Origin of the sequence: Pseudoalteromonas sp. MMG013 (assembly GCF_018100885.1) — a bacterium.
Taxonomy (GTDB): domain Bacteria; phylum Pseudomonadota; class Gammaproteobacteria; order Enterobacterales; family Alteromonadaceae; genus Pseudoalteromonas; species Pseudoalteromonas aurantia.
Window position 1 is genome coordinate 1 of sequence record NZ_JAGJEE010000017.1, and the last position, 23,581, is coordinate 23,581.

The 23,581-nt window shown below is 39.3% G+C and carries 24 protein-coding genes and 1 pseudogene; 17 read left to right on the top strand and 8 right to left on the bottom strand.

Annotated features, from left to right (window positions below):
• Positions 1–372: 372 nt before the first annotated feature.
• Positions 373–1,233 carry a PD40 domain-containing protein gene (locus J8L98_RS15225; protein ID WP_210997131.1) on the top strand — a complete coding sequence of 287 codons (861 nt, stop codon included), beginning with the start codon at positions 373–375 and terminating at the stop codon, positions 1,231–1,233.
• 245 nt (positions 1,234–1,478) lie between these two features.
• Positions 1,479–1,799, top strand: a pseudogene (locus tag J8L98_RS15230) (hypothetical protein); the annotation flags it as partial.
• A gap of 181 nt (positions 1,800–1,980) precedes the next feature.
• Here J8L98_RS15230 and J8L98_RS15235 read toward each other — a convergent pair.
• A complete protein-coding gene (locus J8L98_RS15235; protein WP_210997213.1) occupies positions 1,981–2,949 on the bottom strand; it encodes a dihydrodipicolinate synthase family protein in 969 nt (322 codons plus the stop codon).
• 1,113 nt (positions 2,950–4,062) lie between these two features.
• Between J8L98_RS15235 and J8L98_RS15240 the strand changes: the two genes are divergently transcribed.
• From J8L98_RS15240 to J8L98_RS15295, 12 genes are all read left to right on the top strand, one after another.
• Positions 4,063–4,686 (top strand): AAA family ATPase, encoded by a 624-nt coding sequence (locus J8L98_RS15240; protein ID WP_210997133.1) that lies wholly within the window; start codon positions 4,063–4,065, stop codon positions 4,684–4,686.
• Between the two features lie 180 nt (positions 4,687–4,866).
• Entirely contained in the window at positions 4,867–5,334 is a 468-nt protein-coding gene (locus J8L98_RS15245; RefSeq protein WP_210997135.1) for a hypothetical protein, read from the top strand.
• A 117-nt stretch (positions 5,335–5,451) separates the two neighbouring features.
• Positions 5,452–5,886, top strand: coding sequence for a hypothetical protein (locus tag J8L98_RS15250; protein ID WP_210997136.1), 435 nt, complete (start codon positions 5,452–5,454; stop codon positions 5,884–5,886).
• Positions 5,887–6,130: 244 nt separating this feature from the next.
• The gene (locus tag J8L98_RS15255; RefSeq protein ID WP_210997137.1) at positions 6,131–6,427 is read left to right on the top strand and encodes a hypothetical protein; all 297 of its coding nucleotides are present in this window, start codon (positions 6,131–6,133) and stop codon (positions 6,425–6,427) included.
• Between the two features lie 344 nt (positions 6,428–6,771).
• Complete coding sequence (locus J8L98_RS15260) at positions 6,772–7,191, top strand: hypothetical protein (RefSeq protein WP_210997138.1); 420 nt, start codon at positions 6,772–6,774, stop codon at positions 7,189–7,191.
• A 152-nt stretch (positions 7,192–7,343) separates the two neighbouring features.
• Complete coding sequence (locus J8L98_RS15265; protein ID WP_210997139.1) at positions 7,344–8,099, top strand: class D beta-lactamase; 756 nt, start codon at positions 7,344–7,346, stop codon at positions 8,097–8,099.
• Between the two features lie 714 nt (positions 8,100–8,813).
• Positions 8,814–9,662 carry an alpha/beta hydrolase gene (locus J8L98_RS15270; protein WP_210997140.1) on the top strand — a complete coding sequence of 283 codons (849 nt, stop codon included), beginning with the start codon at positions 8,814–8,816 and terminating at the stop codon, positions 9,660–9,662.
• A gap of 225 nt (positions 9,663–9,887) precedes the next feature.
• Complete coding sequence (locus J8L98_RS15275) at positions 9,888–10,415, top strand: hypothetical protein (RefSeq protein ID WP_210997141.1); 528 nt, start codon at positions 9,888–9,890, stop codon at positions 10,413–10,415.
• 397 nt (positions 10,416–10,812) lie between these two features.
• The gene (locus tag J8L98_RS15280) at positions 10,813–11,001 is read left to right on the top strand and encodes a hypothetical protein (protein WP_210997142.1); all 189 of its coding nucleotides are present in this window, start codon (positions 10,813–10,815) and stop codon (positions 10,999–11,001) included.
• 34 nt (positions 11,002–11,035) lie between these two features.
• Positions 11,036–11,458 carry a hypothetical protein gene (locus tag J8L98_RS15285; protein ID WP_210997143.1) on the top strand — a complete coding sequence of 141 codons (423 nt, stop codon included), beginning with the start codon at positions 11,036–11,038 and terminating at the stop codon, positions 11,456–11,458.
• Positions 11,459–11,552: 94 nt separating this feature from the next.
• Entirely contained in the window at positions 11,553–12,167 is a 615-nt protein-coding gene (locus tag J8L98_RS15290) for an ATP-binding protein (RefSeq protein ID WP_247682578.1), read from the top strand.
• A 473-nt stretch (positions 12,168–12,640) separates the two neighbouring features.
• Positions 12,641–14,146, top strand: coding sequence for a hypothetical protein (locus J8L98_RS15295; protein ID WP_210997144.1), 1,506 nt, complete (start codon positions 12,641–12,643; stop codon positions 14,144–14,146).
• A 96-nt stretch (positions 14,147–14,242) separates the two neighbouring features.
• On the opposite strand, the gene J8L98_RS15300 is transcribed toward J8L98_RS15295, so the two are convergent.
• From J8L98_RS15300 to ribA, 6 genes are read right to left on the bottom strand one after another with little or no spacing between them, the layout of a single operon-like run.
• Positions 14,243–15,031, bottom strand: a complete 789-nt coding sequence (locus J8L98_RS15300; protein ID WP_210997145.1) for a sulfotransferase — start codon at positions 15,029–15,031, stop codon at positions 14,243–14,245.
• Between the two features lie 54 nt (positions 15,032–15,085).
• Positions 15,086–15,598 carry an HAD hydrolase family protein gene (locus J8L98_RS15305; RefSeq protein WP_210997146.1) on the bottom strand — a complete coding sequence of 171 codons (513 nt, stop codon included), beginning with the start codon at positions 15,596–15,598 and terminating at the stop codon, positions 15,086–15,088.
• A 12-nt stretch (positions 15,599–15,610) separates the two neighbouring features.
• Positions 15,611–16,390, bottom strand: coding sequence for a hypothetical protein (locus tag J8L98_RS15310; protein ID WP_210997147.1), 780 nt, complete (start codon positions 16,388–16,390; stop codon positions 15,611–15,613).
• A complete protein-coding gene (locus tag J8L98_RS15315) occupies positions 16,383–18,218 on the bottom strand; it encodes a WD40 repeat domain-containing protein (RefSeq protein ID WP_210997148.1) in 1,836 nt (611 codons plus the stop codon). Before J8L98_RS15315 ends, J8L98_RS15310 begins: the two co-directional genes overlap by 8 nt.
• 13 nt (positions 18,219–18,231) lie before the next feature.
• The gene (locus tag J8L98_RS15320) at positions 18,232–19,629 is read right to left on the bottom strand and encodes a hypothetical protein (protein ID WP_210997149.1); all 1,398 of its coding nucleotides are present in this window, start codon (positions 19,627–19,629) and stop codon (positions 18,232–18,234) included.
• Positions 19,629–20,894 carry a GTP cyclohydrolase II RibA gene (ribA, locus tag J8L98_RS15325; protein WP_210997150.1) on the bottom strand — a complete coding sequence of 422 codons (1,266 nt, stop codon included), beginning with the start codon at positions 20,892–20,894 and terminating at the stop codon, positions 19,629–19,631. Before ribA ends, J8L98_RS15320 begins: the two co-directional genes overlap by 1 nt.
• 573 nt (positions 20,895–21,467) lie before the next feature.
• Between ribA and J8L98_RS15330 the strand changes: the two genes are divergently transcribed.
• Positions 21,468–21,686: a hypothetical protein gene (locus J8L98_RS15330; RefSeq protein ID WP_210997151.1), complete on the top strand. Its 219-nt coding sequence runs from the start codon at positions 21,468–21,470 to the stop codon at positions 21,684–21,686.
• A 27-nt stretch (positions 21,687–21,713) separates the two neighbouring features.
• Here J8L98_RS15330 and J8L98_RS15335 read toward each other — a convergent pair whose 3' ends face one another.
• Positions 21,714–22,118: a helix-turn-helix domain-containing protein gene (locus tag J8L98_RS15335; RefSeq protein ID WP_210997152.1), complete on the bottom strand. Its 405-nt coding sequence runs from the start codon at positions 22,116–22,118 to the stop codon at positions 21,714–21,716.
• Between the two features lie 84 nt (positions 22,119–22,202).
• Between J8L98_RS15335 and J8L98_RS15340 the strand changes: the two genes are divergently transcribed.
• Both J8L98_RS15340 and J8L98_RS15345 read left to right on the top strand, forming a co-directional pair.
• Positions 22,203–22,790 carry a class I SAM-dependent methyltransferase gene (locus J8L98_RS15340; protein WP_210997153.1) on the top strand — a complete coding sequence of 196 codons (588 nt, stop codon included), beginning with the start codon at positions 22,203–22,205 and terminating at the stop codon, positions 22,788–22,790.
• A 234-nt stretch (positions 22,791–23,024) separates the two neighbouring features.
• Positions 23,025–23,369: a hypothetical protein gene (locus J8L98_RS15345; protein ID WP_210997154.1), complete on the top strand. Its 345-nt coding sequence runs from the start codon at positions 23,025–23,027 to the stop codon at positions 23,367–23,369.
• Positions 23,370–23,581: the final 212 nt, after the last annotated feature.

Here is a 23,581-nt window from a genome sequence, read left to right on the forward strand (position 1 = left end):
TGCACTTCCAGATTAAACGTGGCTTGCAATTGTGAATGTACAATTATGTGCCTGTCCGATTTTATCCCGCCTGTCCGATTTTATCCCGTCCCATTTTATCCTTTAAGCCAATGAAAAGTATGTTATGTTTAGTCATGTTAGCCTCTGCTGTTTTAGTTATTTGACAAACTAATTATGGCTCTGGCTTCTTTAAGCTAACCCACGAAAGCGAAGGCTAACACCGTGTGGCAGTCATTATGTCTATATGCACCTTATAGGTTGATTATCGCCGTTAGAGAAAAATCATCTTAAAGTCATAAGGACGTCAGTTTTTTAAAAGCCGGTTTGATTAAACTGACGACTTCTTTAATTATATTCAAATAAGGACATGTCATGAAGCGTATTTGTATTTCAGTTATTTTACTACTTTCGGTTCTAACTATGAGTAGCAAAAGTCATAGTCAGGATACATTTTCAGCTCCTGTAGGCCCATATCTTGGGCAAAAGCCACCGGGCTTAACTCCCGAAGTTTTCGCTCCTGGTATTGTTTCAACAGAGCATCATGAGTGGGGGGCTATCTTCTCACCCGATATGAAAGAGTTCTACTTTAGCAGGAGAAACAACCAAAGTGGAATAGATACGCACTTTGTTCTTAAATACGAAAATAACCGATGGTACCCGTCAGAAGTGGAACCTGGTGTGGGTGGGTCTATCTCTCCTGATGGTAAAACGATGTTCTTTAAAAACCAGTATAGGAAGCGAACTGATGAGGGATGGTCAGCGTTTAAAAGTCTTGGTTCAGCGTTTGAAGTTTTCGACATCATGCGTCTTACGGCTTCATCCAAAGGCACTTATGTTTTTGATGAATATCCTAAAGAAGGAGATTTTGTTCTTCGATATTCTCGACTAGTAAATGGCAAACGTGAAGCCCCAAAGCTACTTAGTAAAGAGATAAATACCGGGAAACAGAACGTCCATCCGTTCATTGCACCTGATGAATCCTATATTTTGTGGGATAGTACAAGAGATAATGGCTATGGTGGTAGTGATATCTATGTTAGTTTTCGACAAGAAAACGGCTCTTGGGGAGCTGCTATTAACTTAGGTGATAAGATAAACACAAGTACCTCACAACGTGGAGGATACGTAACACCGGATGGAAAATATCTTTTCTTTATGAACCCTGCTAGCACAGGAAAAGGAGATATGTTCTGGGTGGATGCGAAAATTATTGAGGCACTTAGACCCAAATGATGAATCATATAACATGTATGAGTCTTAATTCTGTCAATAGGCAATAGTGTTCTTTTTGACCGATTTTTGCAGTGGCAGTCAAATATAAATCAATAAACAAATTCGTTTATTTCATCTGTCGATGCGGCTGTTAAGCAAGTTACTTATGGCAAACACATAAAAGAGAAAAAGAACAGGCATAAATTTCTTGCATAATTGGGTGGTTTAACTACTGTTTATACATCCAGTTTGTTTGAGTGATTAAAATGACAAGAGCAAGGAATGCTTTAATTGATTTGTCTGCAACGCCTTATTACCATTTAATAGCAGGGTGTGTACGCCGTGCTTTTTTGTGTGGGGAAGATAAGTATTCAGGAAAGAACTTTGACCACAGAAGGGAATGGTTGGTTGAGAGAATGCAGTTACTCAGTAGTGTATTCGCAATAGAGATAGCGGCTTATGCGATTATGAGCAACCATTATCATCTTGTTGTGAAAGTAAATAAGCAAACCGCGCTTGATTGGTCAGATGATGAGGTTATTAGGCGTTGGTATCAACTTTATAATGGTGATTCATTGGTAGACAGAGGAAGTAAAAAAGGACAGGCACAAATTTCTCTCGCATTTATCTTGTTAGAAGTCCAGCCAACCTGAGGCTGAAATAAGCGCATTGATACTTTGAAATCTAAAAAGCAAGGTGCTAATTCGCAGGCGGACATAAAAAAGCTCCGTAAAAACGAAGCTTTCTCTTTTTGAATATTTGACAGGATCAATCTATTAAACCTAGAGTTTCAAGCCTTTCTTTTGCGAGAATATATCTTGCACGTACATCATCAATTTGCGCTTGAGTTAACTTTTTACCAAGGGTACGAAGCCCTCCAGTCGCATCATTATGGTGAATACCAAACGCAAACTTAAGATATTCTAAAAGCAACGGTTGAGCATCAAGGTATGATATGGAGTTCATAGCCTGAGAAATTTTGTTTGCCTCAGCCCATTCCCCTTTATTGACATATTCCTGCATAGTGACACTGGCTTTTGGAAATATACACCCAACACCTGTGATCCCACCACATGCGCCAGCAAGTCCTGCATGTACAGTTACAGTGTCAACACCAGCCAAGACTTTTAAATCTTTATTCTCTAACATCAGTGTTTCAATTACTGAAACGTCTGTCGTCGATATTTTAAGCGCAGTTACCTCAGGCAGAGCAGCAAGTCTTTTTAGAAGGTCAGTTGAAATTGCATGATAGCCCGCTGCATCGGGGTTGTTATAAGGCATAATTGTTACGCCTGCTTCTTTTGCAGCTGTTGCAGAAAGTGCATAGTATGCATACATTTCTTCATCAGAAGGCACTTCTTTAGTCTTTGGTGGCATGACCATCACGGTATCTACACCAACTGTTGCGAGTTCTTTAACGATTTTGGCAATCTCTTCTTTAGTTTCTGCCGCTGCTCCACTGATTAATGGCACATTGAACTCTTTAGCTATATCAGAAAGGGCTTTAAGTAAAGAAAGACGCTGTTCAGAGCTTAGGTAGCTATTCTCACCTAGGGTACCAGAGCCGACAAGTCCACCCATTCGGCTTCCGCCTTTTCCCTGAACTTTTAAAATATCTGCTGCGTATTTTTGTGTTGCATCAAAGTCAATTTCAAGGGCACCGTTTTCTGACTCTTTAAGCCAAGTAAACACGGCCGGCATAACCGTATATCGCCAATCTGTATTATTTGTTTCCATCATATTTCCTCTTATTTAACGGATACAGTCTTTATTGTATACATTATACAATAAAAGGTGCATCAATTAAATTACTTTCGGCAAAGCCGGAAAATTATTGGGTTACGTCTTCAATAGGCTTAAATCAAACGCTTAAAGTGTATTACAGGTCAACTTTAGTAGACCTTTTAATTCTTTAATTTTTATTGATTTTTTGAGCGTATTCAATCATTGCACTGCCATTTGAACCTTTTATTAAAACAAACTCCCTCTAGTGGAAAAGTTTTTTCAATTGAAGTTGTAAAGCCTACCTTTGTATTGACAACAGAGCCTTAAAGTCAGATTCGTAACGGTTGGCTCGGTAATCCTCCCATTTTAGTCAACAATCACTCACCGCTTATGGCTATGAGGCTGTAGAACGAATTCTTTAAGGAATTGGTTCTCGGCATTCTAGGTTGTTCTTTTTTAAACTTGAACGCGCATGTTACTGTGATTAATTAGAGAGCATTCACCCTCGGTAAATTGTTATGGCCAACGATATAACCATGATTAGGCTGGTGAAGCGGCGTTAATGTAAAAAGTCATAGTCGAAAATATACACAAGTCCGTGGTTATTTAAAAGACTATCAAATAGACCTACTGCAACAGTAATGCATGTGAAAAACTCTAATGAAAATATGTCGGCACGTGTTGTTTTAAAATGAAGGCTAAAATAGATAGCCCAATGGGGCGAAAAGTGCTTTTTACATAGGAGTGCTCATCAGTTGAGTACATCGAGTCTGCTCTCCTTAAGGTAATAAGCGAAATATTACGCTCAACACAGATATGAGTAAACGGATTTTACGGTGGCAATCGAGAGTAAACGCGCTACGGCAGTTGTATTGCTTGGTGCATAATATAGAAAAAGCGACAAAACAGGGTACCTTAAAAGAGTAGGATCTTTTTAATTAAAATAAAGCCACGGAAACCAGCCTCAAAAGGCCTATAAAACAGCGCTCAAATAAAATAATGAATAACACTCTAGAAAGTCACTAAATAATTGAATAAAAATAGAAATCTAGCTAAGGTTGATACCTCAAGAAAATAAATTTAAACGAGTAATTCTACAGGCTCGTTATGTTCTTCGGAGAGTTCATGAGTATTATCTGCCTTGAAGGCGCGAGTGCCGTAGGCAAAACTACAGTGAGTAGGTTATTAGAACAGAAATTTGGCTATATAAGAGTCGCTGAAGTAAATGAACTTTTTAAAAGGTCGACAAACGAATCAAGCACTTGGTATTTTGAGCGCCAAATAGATAGGTGGAAACTGGCACGAGAAGTATCAAAAAAAGGAGGTGTTGCAGTATTAGATGGAGATCCATTTCAACCTGTTTGGTATAACTGGATATTTGCTAATGACGGCCTTCAACCATTAAATGAGGTGTTTGATTTTTACCAATGTAAAATTCAGAAGGGCGATATCGAATTTCCAAATAAATATATTGTACTTAATTCATCGCATTCTGAGTTGAGTAAAAGAAAGGAGTCTGATCTAACACGTTCTAGAAGACATTTTGATAAACATTTGCATCTTATTGAGCCACAATCTGAATACTTTGAAGCTATGCGTGGTGTAAGTTCTAATTCTGTTGAGTTCATTAAGTCCGATAAGCCTAGTAATGTAGCAAATAAAATTGCAAACTTAGATAAACCAGCTAATAAATTAAACGGTTTAGAAGTATTAAACGCAATGAGTCGCTTCGTAAAAAGTCGAACATAACGAGCCTGTAACAGGTTCTGTGTAACGGCCATTTAATTGTTATGGACAGGGCTTTTTATAAGTTTTTAGATGCTAAGTTATTGAGTGAAAGTAGAGATTTGGCTAAAGTTGAGACATAAATAAAAATAAATTAAAACGAGTAATCCTACTGGCTCGTTATGTGTTTATAAGAGCTTATTGATGTATCGAAATTTGTTAAAGATAACTGTAGTCTTATTTTTCCTTTCAGGTTGCGCCGAAAGAGTCATAGATATTACAGACCAAGAGGGAAAAATCGTAGGTGCATGTAATGCTGGTTTTGATTGGCATTTTTATGGTCTTCAAGATTCTATTGATTATATGCTTTACGAATGCGCCAAAGAGTCAATAGCAAAAGGGTTCAATATATCAGACGAAAGGCTTCTTACTCTTGACTTTACTTTGCCACAACCACCAGAAGATGAGTTGTGGAATAAAAAACTAGCGATGCATTATTTCCATCAGAACCTTATTTCCGAAAGAAAATTGGGTTATATTCTTGCTGCTATAGAATATGAATATCAGAAGGTTGCTTGGCCCGCAGAAGATGATTTAGCTGATGGTAAAATCACTCAGGCTGAATTTAATAAAATAATTAAAGATGCCAAATTTAAATGGCTTGGCGAATAAGGCTATAAAGCAGTTAAATTACACTCTCGTTTTCACTGCGTTCAACATTTTAGAAACTATAGATTTATCGTTAGTAGATTTCCCCTTATTGAGGGTTATAAATACAAGGCAGGTTCAATGAAAGTTTTCACCATAGCACTACTGTTCATAGCTTTTAATCTATCAGCTAAAGAGGAGAGAGGCGTTGTTGTAAAAATACTGCCAGATCCTTTGACTTTAGATTCAAGCTGTAAAGCAATGGCAGATTTAGTTGCGCAAGATTTTTCAATTTTGTATGCCTGTAAAGATTCTTTCCAGCGTATGTATTTTTATAATTTTCGTTTAAATGATATAGATTTAGTGGCTGATTTTAAGAAGAGTTCAACTGATGTTGTCGTCAATAAAAGTCAGTTTAAGTCTTATACGCTCTATGAACTAACGGCGAAAAACTCTGATAATAAACCGATAAAGTTTGTTTCTTATTGTACCAAGGAGTTGTGTCTCGATTTGGTTAGCGATAATGAATATGAAAAATCAGTTCAAGCGTCTATTACATCACAATTGCGTGGTTAGTATTTATATCTAGCTGCTTTTGTACCCGATATACATCTACTCATGTTCGTGTTGAGCCGTTGCTATAAATAATTTACAGACCGTAATCTTTCTAAGAAGGCGTGCTTTTTGGGCCGCATTGTAGTGGCACAATAAATCAAACAATAATAAAATACAGTTGGCTTTCGTTCCTTCGTCATTTACTCTAACTAACTGTATTTTTTCATGTAATCATGATGTTGTAAGTGTTGAAGGATTGTTAGGTATGGATAAACATGGAGTTGAAGCCCAAATAAAGTTGGATAAGCTCAATAAAAAGCTCGCTTTAGAGGGCGAATTTAAAAACCTTAGACCCAGTTTACGAGGTAGCGTTTTGAGGTTGCTGAGTACAATTATATCGTTGATCTTTGTCGTTTGGTTATTCCCTGAGGTTATAGACCAACCGGTTTCATATGTATTACTTCTGCTGATTTTTGGCACTTCAGCTGAAATATTCCATGAAAGTAGGCGGATAAATAAACGTATGGATACCTTGTACAGGTTGTTGAAAAATGATGCATAGCATATAGAAGCCTTAAGTCTGTCAACAGGCATTCAATGTTAATTAACTGTTTTCCAAGCAAGGTTATTCATTATAAATCACTAAAATCTCATACATAAAATATGGCTGAAAAGGATCAAACGGCTTGCGTCATAATATTAAACAGATAATAAAAGTGATCATTATGTGCCGTCATGCCTTAATTTGAGGTCTTGTTTTAATTTTGAGGTTTGATAGTCACTATCAAGAAATAGCTAAACAATTGAATAAAAATAGGAACTCCGCTATGGTGAATCCATAAATTAAGGCCATATGAGTGCGGGTAGTTGCACTGGTTCATTAAATTACAGGGAGGTTTTTAAGATATGAATATGTTTTTAATCGCTGCTGGCACATTGAGTGCGATTGCAGCGCTCTTGCATTTAGGTTGTATCTATTTTGGTGCAACTTGGTATCGTTTCTTTGGTGCAGGGGAACAAATGGCGCTTCTTTCTGAACAAGGAAGTATTCAGCCAACCTTAATCACGAGCGGAATAGTATTCGTTCTTTCTACGTGGTCGTTGTACGCATTTTCTGCGGCAGGTGTTATTTTCAAGCTGCCTTTAATTCGCTTAGCGCTTATATTGATCACAATGGTTTATTTAGCTCGGGGGGTGGCAGGGTTTTTCTTCATTACTTCTCCAATGGGGCGTTCGCCTGAGTTTTGGATATGGAGCTCTATTATTTGTTTGTTTTTTGGTGTTGTACACCTCATAGGGTTAAAGCGGCAATGGGCAAGTTTATGAGAAAAGTCTGAGCGGATTCAAGTTGGGCTTCAATATATGTATCACACGATAGCGGCCAAAAAGTGAAGTCTTTATGATTGTGTATAACGCTTCTGGGTGAGCTGTTTTGTTTATTGAAGCATTACTCATTACAGATTAAAACAGGGAGAAGTATGAAGTATTTAGCGTTCTGCGTTATATGGGTTTATTCTGCCAATATATATGCGGTTGAACAACAGATTGATAGCCTTTTCAAGGCTCATAATGCGATAGGCTCAATGCTCATTGAATCTACTGATGGTACGCTCAAATATCAATACAATATTGATAGTAATGCAAGTTTTGTTCCCGCTTCTACATTTAAAATTCCCAATACGTTGATAATATTAGAGGAAGGATTGATAAAAGACACCTCTGAAGTGATTACTTGGGACGGTATAGTCCGTGAATATGCGCCGTGGAATAAAGATCAGACTCTTAAAACGGCGTTTCAATTTTCATGTGTATGGTGTTATCAACGTTATGCAAAAAAACTAGGCACCGTAAAGTATCTCGAATATCTTAAGGCGTTTGGCTATGGAAACCAATTAACAGGGCGTGATGTTACGCGGTTTTGGCTTGATGGTGACCTAAGAGTATCTGTACAAGATCAAATTCGTTTTTTACGTAAATTGGATGCACAGAACTTACCGATAGAAAAACGATATATAAGTACGCTGAAACAGCTTATGTTGTCAAAGAGCGATGACAAAATAAAGATTTGGTCAAAAACAGGTTGGTCCGGCAAAGATGGCTGGTATGTGGGTTATCTGGTGAGTAACAAGCAAACATGGTTTTTTGCACACCATATGGTAATAAAGCAAAGATCTGACTTGGCTTTAAGAAAGCAGCTGATGATGGATGTTTTAAAGCTTCTGAAAATTATTTAAAAAAGTCGATATGTGAAAGTATTGATGCGGGTCTGCAATAAAGAAAAGGTCGTGGTATGTTATATGCGGTATTTTCAACGGTTTTATCATATTTTCTTTTAATATTTCATTGTTCTGTCAATGGTGTTGGACCGACCCCTTGTTTGACTGCACTGGGGTCACATGGATTTTTTAACCCCATATTTAGCATTTTTAATTTTATCGCTGCTAAGTTGTGTTTGGTTTTTTTACTGTGGGATAAAATATAAGAAGAAGGGGTATTGATGTTACGGTATGACTAATGCTTATTTAGGGTGGGGTTTATTATGTGGGTTGTAGGTTTAGTTGCTTTAATGTGGGTTTTTCTTATGTTTCGCTCATGTATTGCGGAATATAAATATTATCAATCGGTAAAGCTATTAGAACCCGATATTTGGCGCGCGCTTGGCTCCCCCAAGCATGTTAATATTCCGTTTGCTTTTTTACGACCAAAAAGTATGAATTTTTTAGGTGGAATGTCAAATGAAACGGTAGCCCAATGTGCGCATAAATATAGAAAGCGAGGGTTTCAATTGTTATTTTTCACCATAATGGTGTTATTGTTTAGTATTATATATTTTAAAGCTTATTAACACTGTGACTAAAGTGTAGTTGGTTCTACCGATAATTTTTAAGCGTGCATTTTAATAAAGTCGTTAAATATTTATATGAGAGTGAGTCAGTGAAGGGAAAACAGTGAAAATAATTGTATTGCTGAATGTATTTTGTTTATTATTGGTTAGCTTTTATTCTTTGGGGAAAGTGGAACTAAACATAGCTCAAAATAAATACATGGACCTTGAATACATTGATATTGGAACGGGTGAGTTCAATATAGTTATTGAATCAGGTATTGGTATGGGCGTTAGTTACTGGCAGCCTGTGTTGAGTGAGCTGCGCAAACTACCTCACAGGATTATTATTTATTCACGAGCTGGAATTGGCCGGTCTACAGATTCAACGGATGTATCAATAACTCGCTCAAATCAACGTTTACATGAATTACTTACATCATTGAAAATAAAAAATAATATTGTCCTAGTTGGTCACTCTTACGGTGGTTTGCACGTTAGAGAGTACGCGGTGGCTTTCTCTGAACACATCACGGGGATTGTGTTATTAGATCCGAGCCATGAACTTTTCTCTGATCAGCTTAGTAAATTAGATCGTGCTTGGTTTGAACGTGACGATATTAAATTGAACGCTATGATGGCTGGGAGTCGTGAATGGGCTATGTTACAAGACATATATAAGCAGGGCTCACTCTCTGACAAAGGTGCAATAATGACCATACCGACGGCGATTGTTACGTCGAGTAAGTTAGGTGAGAGTGATTGGTGGATTGGCCATAGTGCAAAAGGCAAAGAGATATGGAGAACTCTCCATGCCTCGTTAATTAGAAAGAATTCAAATGCGATTCATATTGTATCAGATGCCGTTGGGCATAATATTCCGGTGGAACAGCCGAGCTTAGTGGTTGCAACTATCAGTCAATTGATCTCGGTTGCAAAAGCAAATACTCATGCAATATCAAAGTCACTCTAAAGCATAAGTCGCTTTTTTGTATCAATAACGATGATCATCATTGATGAGAGTCCAGCTTAATTATCCATTAAAAAACACTCAAATAGAGTAATGACTAGCAAAGCAGAAAATAACTAAATAATTGAATGTAAATAGGAATTCCGCTATGGTTGGTATATTCGTTGCGGTGAATCTAAAACGAGTAATTCAGCAGATTCATTAGGTAAAAATGGAGCGTATATAAATATGACCTTAGTGAAATCAATATTCGTAAGTTTAATTATTTCTTTAATTGGGTTGACGGTGTTTTATGAAGATATTATATCAAAGATATTGCTTCCTCAATATATAGAGTGGGGGTATGAAACCGAAGCTCAGGGCCTTAAAGTTGGTATCCCTTTGGATGAGGAGGAGTTAAAGTTAGCAAAACATATCGGCATAAAATCACCAGAAAAAATAAGAATTGTTTATGTTGATGAGGTCCCGTTCCCACACGATAATTTCGCATTAAAAATGTTAGGTGAATCAGTGGGGTTTATAGGGGACAACATTACCGTTCAAGCACAAGCCTTTGGTTACTCAATATATGCTAGAAATGATTATAAGCTTGATAGACCTAGGTTAGCGCATGAAATCGTCCATGTTTTGCAAATCGAGCGATCCAACTTTGCGGATGTTACTTTTCAACATTTATCTGACCTTGCTAAATATGGTTATGATAAAGCCCCCCTTGAAGTTGAAGCATTTGAGGCTAATAAAAAGTATGCTGATTAATTTTCTCTAAAAAATATTAAATGGAAAAAAGGTACATTGAAAAGTAAGGTGAGACAGGCATAAAATGCGATATTTTATTGCCTGCTGTTATTCCTTTTTTGTCAGAGAATGAATGTTGATGTAAATCCTGATAAGCACTTTTAATCAAATGATTATAAGTTTAATGAAACTCATTTTTTAATGTCTCTATTAATCATTTCAATGTCATTTGATGGTGTTTCTTTATTCTAACCAAAGTGCTTAAAGAGATAGCAGGTGCTTAAGCTAAACGAGTAGCGCGCTTGATGATTGATCCTTAGTTGCAAATTTCAATCATAAGTTTGATGTTTACTTGTAAGATGTAAGTGTTCATAGCAAGCACCGATGGATTGAATTATTGCAGAAACGGTGTAGAATTATGTTTGTTTTGAGCGAGATGAAGACGTATTTTTTAAATATAGTTAAACTTGGCTCTGCTCTGGTGGATTACACGGTTAAGTTGGCTGTTTCAGAAGCTCGTTTAACCACGATAGATGATTCAACGCTGAAGATTGTGAGGTCGTTGCAAGTGTATAACTCCCCCAGTCAGAGCAAAGAAGTTAAGTAATAGACACTTACAAAGTAAGCAAGGTGAAGGATTTTTGTTAAATAAAAAAAATATGCAATTATTAAGAATTCTGATTGGGTTTTCAGCTCTTATCTGCTCAATAATATACGGTAAGTTATACAGTAATGATGAGTTGGAGAGGCTTGAACAGGGAATTTCCCGGATACATTTGAACGATGGGGATACAGCCATGCTCACGTCCTTTTATGATTCGGGGAAAGTCATAGTTTTAAAGATCGGAATTAATGGCCTAAATCGTGATGAAAGACAGTTTGAAGCAAAGAAAAGCCTTTATAAAAAGCAAGCCTTGAAGTTTACTTGTAAGAACAAAGTACTCGAAAAATATTTAAGTTCAGGGAAGCGAATTCAAGTTGACTTAAATATAGAGGGAAACTCTGTAGACATGTTTGCTAATTTTAATTTAACAACAGCTAGATGTGGTAAATTTAGCTTATAATAAATATATTAAAAATGACGTGAAATACTGGTTTTGCGTATTGTTTGCTAATTTTAGTTAAGTATTAGTTACATATTATGCGAGTGTTAGGTGGATGAATACAGTGGTTATTGAACCTTACTTCAATAACACGATAATGATGCCTGCTGCGTTATTATTTTATTTGCACCCATTTTTTAAATTAATATGCGATGGAATAGGGAAGTTTATGGCCGCACATACTGGCACGTTGATATTTTTCTGCGCTAAAATGGGAGCTGGAAAGTCAACGTTATCGAAAACCATAGCTTTAACGCGTAATGCGGTGCTTATTAGTGAAGATGAGTGGTTATCAATACTATATCCGAGTCAAATTAATTCATTTGAAGATTATATTAGCTTCTCGGGGCGATTGAGACCTTTAATAAAACAACATGTGCAAAATATATTGCGCGCTGGGTCGAATGTGGTCATGGATTTTCCAGGCAATACTAAAAAGCAACGTGCATGGTTTAACACGCTAACTTCAGAAGTGGGTGCAAAAGCCGAGCTTATATATTTAAAAGTCAGCGATGAAACCTGTTTAAAGCAAATAGCACAAAGACGTATTGAACAACCCGCTCGGGCTGCTTTTGATACTGAAGCCATGTTTCATCACGTTACTCAGTATTTTGAAGAACCAGATATCAACGACCAGCAACACTTTAAGGTGACGATAAAAAGCGGTTAATGGGCATGAGAGCCATCAATTTATCGATGGCGCTTACAGTGATATTTTCGTGTTTGATTGTATTTTCTCAACATGCCGGCCCCTCATGTTGATTTCTTCTTTCTATTTGTGAGTGGAGCTGCACAGCCGAAGTTTCTAGTAAATTCACTCACTTTACCCCTGTAATTGCCTGTAATACTTTTTTCCAACTCTAGCGCTTATGCTTATTTAGAGATTTTAATATGATATGGAAGCCAAGCAATTTGGCAAGTGCATTGTCGATGTAGGGAAACTAAACCATTATCGAACACATATTGTCGTTCTGATTTATCTAGCTCCCACACCCACACCCACACCCACACCTGCATATGTATTGTGACTTCCTATTTATTTGATCTCAGATAACCACACAAGGGAAGATCAGCCAATGAAACTGATTTTTCGTTACCAGCAATGTAGCTTTGAAATAGTGTTAATATTCATGGAGAAAGTTAATGGCTAGAAAATTCTTTAAACCGTCACTGGGCCTTATTTACACAAGTTTGTTAGTAGGAAGCGCAGTGAGTCAGGCTGAAACTCAAATTCCCACCGATGCACAAGAAACCTGCACGGTGTCTGAAACAACCTTAAATAAATGGTTCGCACAAGGTGATATTACAAAAGGGGGTATGGTGTGGCCTGCGAATAGTTTAGACCCAGTGTTTGCTGATTTTGATGGTAACTCCCGTTGTGATTTTTATAAATGGGGTGCACAAATGTTTTTGTGGCTGTCATCGCCGGTGGGTAATGCTTATGTATTTGATGGCCCTAGCTTCTATGATGTTATTCACTCAGGTAGTGGCTTTAAAATGCTCAGCAATTCTGTTGATACATTGAATAACAACTTTAATATACGCACTTTAAAAGATGACGATCCGATTGATAGTACGGGGCAAGCGGGTGGCTCAGGGGTTCTTATTTCACAGCAAGATTCACTCACTTATTATGGCATTAACGTCAATGATGTGTTTGCTTATTATCGCACAGGTGAGCAAGCCGGCGCATTTAAAGGGACTGACATTGCAACCGAATTCCCCAACACAATTCAGGGGCTGCGCCGAGTTGAAGATTTTGCAGGGCGCTCTTTTAAAGATGGTGAAGCGTTGGTGATGGAGATCAAAACTTCTTGGGTTGATGCTAGCACTGTTGATGCCAGTCAGTATTTAGTCATAGATGCTATGGTGCCTTGGTATAAAAAAGTCAGTGATACCAAATGGGCCCTGCAAGCAGATTCTGCTGTCAGTAAAAAGCTAGCGCTAGTGGGCATGCATGTTGTGGGTACAGTGAATGGCCACCCTGAAATGGTATGGGCCACATTTGAACATTTAGACAATGTACCTGATCAAGACTTCTATTACACCAATAATAAAGGTAAGCGTGTTGAACATGAGTTTGATTCAGAAGGAAAGTGGACCTTTACAAAAAGTAATACTAAGTCGACCACCAAAGTGAATGAGTATCAAGTTGTTGCTGGTAGTAAAACGGACTGTGTAATCGCAAAAACCTGCAATGTTGGTGATATTGTTGCTATTAATGATAGCAAAATCCAAGAAAACAATATTATTCGTCAAGACCCTTGGGGAAGTGAGCCAAACAATAAAGACAAAGAGATAGTGAGTAACAACACAGATTTGATCTCGCTGAACCACTCTATTTTACCTTGGCTGAAAGGTGTGGGAGACGTGCGTGCCAATTACTTCCAAGTAGGGAGTATCTGGACGGCAAGAGGTGAGATCCCAAAAAATGGTAGCAGCGACGAGTTACGTGGCTCCTTGTCATTAGCCAACACCACAATGGAAACATTCCATCAGGCGTCATCAACATCACCGGTGAGCTTTAAGCCAATTAACTGCTTTGGTTGTCATGGCGTTACCTTACCGTCTACCTCAACACCACCACAAGAAGCATTTGATGTGAGCCATATATTTAGCAGTATTACTCCACTTAATGTTGAAAAGTGATTGCAGTGATATCATAAACCACGGTAGATCAAGCTACCGTGGTTTTTTATCGTCTTAGCCTATTAAGTCATTTAAGTCATTTAAGTTATTAAGAGTTTAATCTTCGAAGTAATGTTGCCATGGGCTGCCTGAGAATGTGTTTTTAAGTGTGTGATAGTTTGTTATGCATTCAGATAATGGTCTATTTTCTAGTTTACGTACACCTTCAGAAAGTGTGTAAGGGCTTGCCCCTAAAAACTTTAGGACACGCGCGCATTCATTTTGAAAGTTATGTTGCAGCGACTCGTAAAGCACATCACAAGTATGGTGCTCCCCAAAGTGCAATTTGGCACGTTGGTGCCACTCATTAACTTCGGTAAAGTCTTGATGCAGTCTATTTTCATCTAATGTTAAAGAAGTGCTTGGTTTTTTATATTGATCAATATGCGCGTTAGGTGGGGCTTCTAGTAAACTGATATGTTGTAATTGTCGTGCGTCCCAATTGTGCCATTGCTGGCTATCTCGGGCTCGAACATGGGATAAATGCCGTCGTAGCAAATTTTCTCGACGTAAATGAATCACCTTCAAATCAGGGATTTCTTTGAGAATAGTCCAAATATCATTCCATCGTGCATTGGCTTTAATACCCGGAAACGCTTTTAAGGAAAAAGGGTGGTAGGCTTGCAATACAAAACCAACATGGCTCGTTTGAGTAGGGATCTTATTATATACCCAATCATCCAATACTTGCTGTGAAGGCAGGCTTAACGAGTAGGGCAAGTTTGGGTTATCTGAATTAAACACTTCCGTTTGACAAACGATATGAGGGTGCGACTCTAATGCGGTACGCAGTAAATGTGTCCCAGAGCGAAGATAGGAAATAATAACAAACTTTTGATAACTCATAGGAATAAGGCCCCAATTTCTATTTATGGTGTTTTATGATTGAAACGATCATTATTAGTCTAAATACCTTGCCATAGCGCTATCCCAGCGGTTTTGTGCTTTGAGTAATTGCACGAGTATTTCACGTACAGCACCGTGACCGCCGCGGTTTTGGCTGATGATATCTGCGTATTGTTTGGCTTCGTCACTGGCATCGGCCACCGCAATGCCTATACCACATCTTTTTAGCAACGGAATGTCCATGACATCATCGCCTATGTACACACATTGTTCGGCGGTTAAGTTGAGGTCATTCAGGAGGGTATTAAATGCATTCAGCTTTACTTTTTCGCCAAAGTAGCAAGGCGATATACCGAGCTCGTCAGCGTGGTTACGGTTTGCTTGATCATTACGACCGGAAATGATCGCAACGGGCAAACCTTCTCTGATGGTCATTCTGATCATATGATCGTCTTTGGAATCAAAAAACTTGATAGCGTTGTTAGCGCCGTAGCCTACTTGGCCATTTGTCATAACACCGTCAATATCGAGAATGACTATTTTGATTTTTGTGGCTTGTGGGTGCAAGGTAAACTCCTGTTAAGTGATGTTATCTGTGAGTTGACGATATAGTTCATCATCTTGGACTTGACGTAATAGTGCTGAAAAGTTGTCGATATTGTGTTTCAGATCCGTTGGGTTTTGTTTCTGGCTGCGCGTTGTTAATGCATGAGGCGCTATTGCTAAAAAATAAAACAGTTTTTCTAGGGTGTCTTGCTGTGTGAGGGTTTCATATTCTAATTTAAGATAAGGCTGTTTTGACTGCGTCAAGCGGTCTGTTATTTCTTGATAAAATGCTCGATTCATCGCGATGTCTTGCTCTAGCTTGGTTAATTCTACGGTTACTTGCGTACTGGTATTTCCAATCGGCAAAGTGCGTACTGTTGGGGCGTGCTCTTGCAGACCATAGCTTTCCCATATGCCATTTTTTTCAGCAATCAATTTCGAGACATGGACTTTTACTTGATTGTTACGATGCAAGACGATTTTTTTGATACTTGGATCATTTAACGCATAATCAAACACCTGCTGATTTTGTTTATGCGTCATCTTAAACCCGACGCAAGGCATACCTTGAGCATGTGCCCAAGTTCGTGCAAGGAAACCGAGTGGATCTTTATCTCGCTGTTGTTGGTTGATGGCTAAGCTGAACTCGGTGTTTCTGAGTGACAATGCGTAATGAATTCCCTCAGGGTTATACAATTCGTGATGGCATAATACTGAGGGATGTGAGTTAAGCATGCTACTTAACATATTACTGCCGCTGCGAGGCGCGGCTAATATGATAAAGCGGCAATGTGGTGTCTTATAATCACGCAAAGGCGGGTGCCTCCACTTGTTGTGTCATCGAGCGTAACGAATTTAGTACCTTGAGTTTTTGTGGCTCAATGAGATAAATCGCGCCATCATAAGACGATACAGCATAATGCTTGCCATGCTTAATGATAGAACTGATCCCGTTTTGGGCGATTGTTTCTCTGATAATAGCGCCATCTTTTAATGAAACGCGCAATAACTCTCCCCAGTAGTTGGTGACAATAACCACTTCTGGAGAGATGAAACACAATGATTTAGGCGAGCGTCGCCCTAAATGTATGGTGTGATATAAAATACCATCGTCGATACCATGTATTTTTAGAGTAAAATCTCGCCCTGTGCTAGCAATAAATCGACCAGAAGGGTCTATGTCAACATCATCAATGATAGCAGTATGACCTTTATATTCTTTTAACAATTTGCCATTAAAGTCCCAGCTCATGAGAGTGCCCTCGGCACAACAGCTAACCCCAATGGCACGAGTTGGATGAAGTGCCAACGCTTTAATTGCATTATCATGTGCGGGGATCTTATTGAGTAACTCCCCATCATGACTTAAATGAGCAAGTGTCCCGCTGTAGCAAGCTACAAAAATTTCACCTTGATGAGCGGTTAAGTGTGAAGTTCGAATGCTGTTAACAGGGCCTTCATTGAGCGCAATACATGAGATTTGCTTGAGGTTTTCTGCGTTTTGCTGAAACAGGTATAAATGTTGATTATGTGCCCCAGTAATGACATTTTGTCTGGTTGGGCAAAAAGCCACGGCATTCATTAAAACTCTACCGAGTTCAGGAGGCTGTTTGGCTTGCCAACTGGCGTTATGTTCATCTAACACACCAATACGGACCACGCCGTCATCACTGACCATGACAAGCTGCTGGTCATTTTTAGAAGCCAGATCGTTAAAGCAAGGGTTACCTGGTGATTGTGAGTTTTCACCCAACTCATGAATGCACTCTCCTGAGTGCGCATTCCATACTATTACGGTGCCATCAAAAGTACCCGCGACGATATTTTTACCGTCTGTAGACCAATTAAAAGAGCGCTCCCATAGGGCTGGGTGGCTGGCCAGTTTTTGTTTTTGGTGAAACGTTGTGTGATCCCAAATTAAGATCTGTTGATCGTAGGCGGCGGAAAGAATATCCCCATTTTCGGGTGACACCGCGACTTTTTTAATGGCTGAATGGTGCCCCGGAATTTCTGCAATTAGTTGATTATCATTGATATTAAAAATTCGGATGACACCATCATCACAACCCAATACCACCCGATTATGTAACGCATCTATTGCACAGGTGTCAGTTTCAGTGTCAAAAGGCCCTATTTTTGCCAGCGCCTCACCTGTTTCTACATCCCAAATTCGCAAAGTCATATCATCACCCGACGTGTAGAGTTTGCCGTTTAGGTAACTAATTGACAGTACATCTTTTTCATGGCCGAGAATAATACGTTTAATGGCACCTTGGGTCAGGTCCCAAATAATGATGCGCCAATCTCGTGATACAGAGGCACCAAGCTCATCGCTAATAAAAACAAAGTCTTCTACATCATCGTCATGTCCTTTGAGCACCAAAGCGAGTTCCTGTTTATTAAGGTCCCAAAGGTATAAGTTATAGTCTGATGAGGCAGTGACCGCATGACTGCCGGTTTGATTGACGGTAACTCGATTAACCAAGTGCGCGTGATACCCTAACAAATTCACTTGCGCACTGTTTATATCGAAAAGAGCAACAGCACTGTCATACCCTGATGTGATAATTTTGGTGCTATTAGGGATCTGTGCTGCACAGGTAATAGGGCCTCGGTGGCGTACAAATGATGTCGTTTCCATATATAACTCCTTGCTAAAATAGCATCTCAATGTGGTGATGTTTCTGAGGGGTTAATTGATCATATTGTTGCTGATTAAACACTTGAAAATATTGTTGTGCACTTAGGCTATTTACAGCGATATTATTGTGGTCAGCACCATTAATTTGACAATTAGGTGCGGAGTTTGACAATTCAGTTATCCAGTCCAAATAATGTGCCTTGCGTTCTGCTGCGCTATAGTGCCAATGACTGTAAATGGTAAAAAACGCATTACTCCACCAAATATAACTGGCGTTATACTCACTCAATGCTTTCAGCAAATTTTGTCTATCTTGCAATAAATCACAATGTAAATATTGATGTGGTAACTGGCGGCACTGCTGCCAATGCGTCTGGAATGCGTCTGGACCGCCCCATTTCTCTAATTCTTGCTGCCAGAGAGATTCCATATCATGCCAGTCTAGTGTACTGGGCGTTGCGCCGTACCAGAGCTGATAAAATACCTCTGGTTCCGGAAAGTGTTTAAATAACTGACGAACAAAATCAGGAAAGTTGTTTCCATCCCAATGCTCAATAATGTAGCGGCGAATTTCTAGAGCTTTTAAGCTGTAGTCAAATAGCACAACGTGTGTGTTTTCATGAAATCCTTGTGTAAACAATATGCGATAAGGTTTAAAGCCAGCAGCGACACTAAATACCGCATCAAGGGGATTATTCTTTGTTTGAACCAGATCTTGATAAGATTCAATATTAAATAAGAAAGCGCCCTTTTGGGCATTGTTTAGCTGCTTTTTGATCCGCTGTATAAACTCAGTTTGGGCTCGAGAAAGGCCTTTGGTATCGTCAATTTTATCAACGGGCAGGCCTATTAGTTGGCCAAATTGATTGTTCTGTGATTCTTTGGCTAGATCAAATCGGCAGTTATTAATTGACTCACCAAATCGGATCAAGGGTAAGTTGTGCTCGAAACTGGCTTGAATAAAGTGCCACCCGGCATGATGGGTGATGCAATGGTTTTTTGCTTCAGTATCGCCAAATTTAGGATGTGCTAGTTGTCGATAGCACGCTAAGTTCACGAGTAGACAATCAGTATTTAGACCACAGGTGTCGTGCTCAGTGATAATGGGCTCGCCGGCGACAAGAAAATTGGGACCGCTGATTATACGCTGTATACCTTGATAGAAACCCTCTTGGCGCCAATGAGATAAATACCATTGCTCATCGATAACATGACCAACATGTTGTATCAAGCAATAATGTGCAGAAGTGTGAGCGGCTTCTGTAAGGAGCTGATCAATATTGTTGTGTTCTATCACATTGCCATGATAGCCATAGCGTGACCAAGCGAGGGTCAGCGCTCTTAGCTTTTTCTGGTCATATTTAGCTTGCTGTGATTCCTGATTGAGTAGTGCAAAGATTAGCTCATTCATTATATGGCCACCCCGTATTCTGTTTGGGTATGGAGTGACTGTGACATAGACGCTGATAGTAAGATCCCTTCACCGTACGAGCAGGCTGTTATTTCATCGGCAGCGAGCCCTGGAAGTACTTCGGTGGCAGCTCTAATCGCACTTGTAATACAGACTGTGCGTACATAAATGGTGAGTAAATCGACCACACCTTGCTTGATAAAGGAATTAACAAGCTGTAGCCCCCCTTCAACTAGGATTGACTGAATGCCGTGTTCATTGAGTTGTGCCAATGGGTGAGCGAGTTGGTGATCTAACGCCGTGATCAAAGTATGTTCAGTGGTCAGTGTGTTTTTGACATGGCCGATAATATAGGTTTTTCTCTCGTTTTGTTCGTTGTTTAAGGAGCAGTAATGTTGGCCGGAAAAAATGATCCTAGCGGGTTGTTTTATTGGCTCTCTGCCTAAAATATTGTGTCGAGCTGTTAGTTTTGGCGTATCGTTTAGCCAAGTTTTTGCGCCAACAGCGACAGCACAATATTTTTCTCTTAACTCATGAACCCGTTGCCAGTCTTTCGGGCATGAGATGGAAATAGATTCACCATTGTTACCCGCGGTGCAAGCTTGGCTATCAATAGCAAAATTCACGTGAATAAAAGGGCGGTCAGTGGCGGACTTATTATCTGATACTGAGCTTGCGCTGTGTTGCTCTGTTTTTATGAGGTGGCCCATGTGTTGTTGTTTGGTTTCTAGATATGCCGCTGAGTGAAAATTGGCTTCACAGACGATGGGAATTCGACCTGATACAGTGATGCCAAGTTCACTGAGGTTTTTCAACTTCAATGGGTTGTTGGTCAGTAGCCGAATCGAAATGACATTGAGGTGATTGAGGATGTCTCGGGCATCTTCATAGGTTCGACTGTCTATCGGTAAGCCAAGTATGCGGTTTGCTTCTATGGTATTGTGACCTTTTTCTTGTAGTGCGTACGCACGGATCTTATTACTCAGACCAATACCACGGCCTTCTTGCGGTAAGTACAATACAACGCCCCCGTTTTTGGCAATATAGTCCAGTGCAAAATCAAGTTGTTGTTTACAATCACACTTCAGCGAACCGAGGGCTTCAGCTGTAAAGCAGGCTGAATGAACACGAACTGGCAAATCTTTTTGGCCGTTGATATCGCCGGCACAAATAGCTGTGACTTCTTGATTTTGCTTGTTCCGATAGATTCTGACACTAAAAGTGCCTAGTTCCGTTGGTAATAGGGTTGTTGCTTCATGGCGCATTTATTCACCTCATTTAACTTACTTAATCTATATTCCTTTGGCCGATGGTCAGGAACTTTCTCAGTGGCTATTGGGCTGTTGTTGGGGGGGGGTACCCAAGTTCATATTGCTCAAGTGAATGTAGGTGCTTAAAGTGATTATTTGTATTACAGGCCATTACAACAAACGAGTACCAGCGAGACTGTTAATTTTAGTAGTTGATTCATTTGATTTTTTAGGCGTTCAAATCGTGTTACTGCGCTATTCACGGTAGCTGATATTTTGGGTTTTATTCTTTTTGTTCAAAAAGGCGAACATCAATGGGCAAAAAAACAAAAGCGGAGGAGGGGTTTTATTTTATGTAAATAATACGTTGAATATGTTTGGCAGTTGCACTGTATATACATACTTAATCAAATGAGTTATAAAATTATCATTAAGCACTTTCTTGTAATCAATGTGTTAGGTATAGAGCAGAAAAAGCCTATTTAGTATCACGATGGCGCTCACCGCAAATTATATGGCCGGCTTATGGGGTCAGCTCAGATGTTGGTACGTGCATGAATCAAATTAACGGGGTGAAAGGGTAAGGAGATGGTCATTAAGTTCAATGTATTTGGCAAGCATATGTCAGTGCTTAGGTGTGGGCAAGAATGGCAGTTGTATCATGAATCCGATACAAGTCTACGGGTACGTGTTTATGATGTTGTTCTTCCTCCTGAGCTTCAACAGACAGAATTAAGTAGTTACCTTGATGACATTTATCACGAATATGCATCAGAGAAACACCCAGCAGTGATAAAGATGAATTAATGTAAAATGAGATTATCAGCACATACTTTAAAGAGGCCTCTTAGGCCGATATCGCTTTTTACCAGCAATGTTGAGTAGCCGAAGAAATTTTGGACACTCAGCATGACTTGGTGCTTGGCAAGCGGCGGCATGTCGAAGACCGTCTCTCATTGCTGTCATTTCTGTAATTTTTTTATCTAATTCATCCGCTTTTGATAACAGTAGAGGCCTGTCAATGTGCACGCCTTTTGGGTGTAACATTGCACCTATTTCATCAAGTGATAAGCCAACATTACGGCCCAATGAAATGAGTGCGAGTGTATTAATTACTTTTGGCGAAAACACCCTTCTTAAGCCATTTCTACCAATTGACTCTATAAGGCCTTTCTCTTCATAAAAGCGTAATGTTGACGTGGGCAGTCCAGACGCTTTTGCAACTTTACCTATATCCATAACTTTTCCTCTTGACTTCAAGTCGACTTGAAGTATTAGCATTCACTATATCATTAAATGTGAACACTGAAGAGGAAAGATACGATGTGGGATGAACGTTATAATTCACAAGAATACGCCTATGGAACAAAGCCGAACGATTTTTTAAAAAAACATGTTAGCGCATTGCCAAAAGGAAGAATTTTAAGTTTAGGTGAAGGGGAAGGTCGAAATGCCGTTTTTTTAGCTAACCAGGGTTATTCAGTCACGGCGGTAGATTCTTCATTAGTGGGTCTAAATAAAGGTAAGAAGTTGGCAAAAGAGCAAGGGGCAGTGGTGGAGTTTATTCATGCTGACTTGAACGAGTATGACTTAGGGCAAGCACAATGGGATGGCATTATTTCGATATTTTTCCCCTTGCCATCATTACTGCGAAAAACACTGTACAAACAAGTTCAGCATGGACTTAAAAACCAAGGGGTATTCTTGATTGAGGCTTACAGGCCAGAACAAGTGAGGTTTGGTACTGGTGGTGGAACTTCAGTGGATACAATGCAATCGGCGCAATCACTGGGCGCTGAATTGCCATCATTAAACTTTAATTTACTCGTAGAGTTGGAACGCAATGTAGTCGAAGGGGTATTTCATACTGGGCTAGGCGCCGTGGTGCAAGGTATTGCAACAAAAATGTAAACAAAATAATAGGCTGGTATATATTAATTGTACGGGGTGTTTTATTATACAGCGGGTTTAATAAAGTACTGTGATATGGCTCAACCAAGTAACGGTTATGGCTTGATTATATGACGCGCTATGTGATGTTTATGCATGTCGATACATTTTATAAGTAATGGCCTATTGTTTTGAGAGGCAACACCACAGTTGTGAGCTTTATCGCAGTGGTTAACAGCATTTATGGAGATAATAATGAAAAAACTAATTGGACTAGTGACGCTATTGGGTTTTGTGTCTATTGCAAATGCCAGTGAACGCTTCGTCGTAAATACAAAAATCTATAACGATAAGCACTTAATTGGTGCACCGACGTTAATTGTGGATTCAAATGAAACAGGGTCAATTTCAGTCAGTGAATTGTATCGTTTTTCACTAACGGTAGCACCGATCGATGACTCCACGGTTAGTATAGTCAGCGAGTTAGAGCTTGGTGGAAAACAGATGTCACCGTCTTTAGTGGTTGAGCTTGGCAAAGAAGCAAGTATAAATATGGATGGCAAAGCGTTTTCCGTAATTGTGAGTAAAGCTGAAGGTTAACCTGTATTAGAGCTTGTAGCACCTAAATTTAATAGGGGCTATGAGGTATTATGTGACTAAGCATGAGTTAGCGTGATTGTGGTTAAAGTACGTATATTACCCAATGTACAGTAACTTTAACCCCAAGCTTGTGCCGTGTTGAGTTTGTATTCTTACTATACATAACGTCGTTTATTACAGCTGTTCTGCTGTCCGTTATTTGAAAGTGATGT

Coding starts and splice junctions, on each gene's coding strand:
- J8L98_RS15225 (WP_210997131.1), top strand. CDS start 373: ATGAAGCGTATTTGTATTTCAGTTATTTTACTACTTTCGGTTCTAACT.
- J8L98_RS15235 (WP_210997213.1), bottom strand. CDS start 2,949: ATGGAAACAAATAATACAGATTGGCGATATACGGTTATGCCGGCCGTG.
- J8L98_RS15240 (WP_210997133.1), top strand. CDS start 4,063: ATGAGTATTATCTGCCTTGAAGGCGCGAGTGCCGTAGGCAAAACTACA.
- J8L98_RS15245 (WP_210997135.1), top strand. CDS start 4,867: ATGTATCGAAATTTGTTAAAGATAACTGTAGTCTTATTTTTCCTTTCA.
- J8L98_RS15250 (WP_210997136.1), top strand. CDS start 5,452: ATGAAAGTTTTCACCATAGCACTACTGTTCATAGCTTTTAATCTATCA.
- J8L98_RS15255 (WP_210997137.1), top strand. CDS start 6,131: ATGGATAAACATGGAGTTGAAGCCCAAATAAAGTTGGATAAGCTCAAT.
- J8L98_RS15260 (WP_210997138.1), top strand. CDS start 6,772: ATGAATATGTTTTTAATCGCTGCTGGCACATTGAGTGCGATTGCAGCG.
- J8L98_RS15265 (WP_210997139.1), top strand. CDS start 7,344: ATGAAGTATTTAGCGTTCTGCGTTATATGGGTTTATTCTGCCAATATA.
- J8L98_RS15275 (WP_210997141.1), top strand. CDS start 9,888: ATGACCTTAGTGAAATCAATATTCGTAAGTTTAATTATTTCTTTAATT.
- J8L98_RS15280 (WP_210997142.1), top strand. CDS start 10,813: ATGTTTGTTTTGAGCGAGATGAAGACGTATTTTTTAAATATAGTTAAA.
- J8L98_RS15290 (WP_247682578.1), top strand. CDS start 11,553: ATGAATACAGTGGTTATTGAACCTTACTTCAATAACACGATAATGATG.
- J8L98_RS15295 (WP_210997144.1), top strand. CDS start 12,641: ATGGCTAGAAAATTCTTTAAACCGTCACTGGGCCTTATTTACACAAGT.
- J8L98_RS15300 (WP_210997145.1), bottom strand. CDS start 15,031: ATGAGTTATCAAAAGTTTGTTATTATTTCCTATCTTCGCTCTGGGACA.
- J8L98_RS15315 (WP_210997148.1), bottom strand. CDS start 18,218: ATGGAAACGACATCATTTGTACGCCACCGAGGCCCTATTACCTGTGCA.
- J8L98_RS15320 (WP_210997149.1), bottom strand. CDS start 19,629: ATGAATGAGCTAATCTTTGCACTACTCAATCAGGAATCACAGCAAGCT.
- ribA (WP_210997150.1), bottom strand. CDS start 20,894: ATGCGCCATGAAGCAACAACCCTATTACCAACGGAACTAGGCACTTTT.
- J8L98_RS15330 (WP_210997151.1), top strand. CDS start 21,468: ATGGTCATTAAGTTCAATGTATTTGGCAAGCATATGTCAGTGCTTAGG.
- J8L98_RS15335 (WP_210997152.1), bottom strand. CDS start 22,118: ATGGATATAGGTAAAGTTGCAAAAGCGTCTGGACTGCCCACGTCAACA.
- J8L98_RS15340 (WP_210997153.1), top strand. CDS start 22,203: ATGTGGGATGAACGTTATAATTCACAAGAATACGCCTATGGAACAAAG.
- J8L98_RS15345 (WP_210997154.1), top strand. CDS start 23,025: ATGAAAAAACTAATTGGACTAGTGACGCTATTGGGTTTTGTGTCTATT.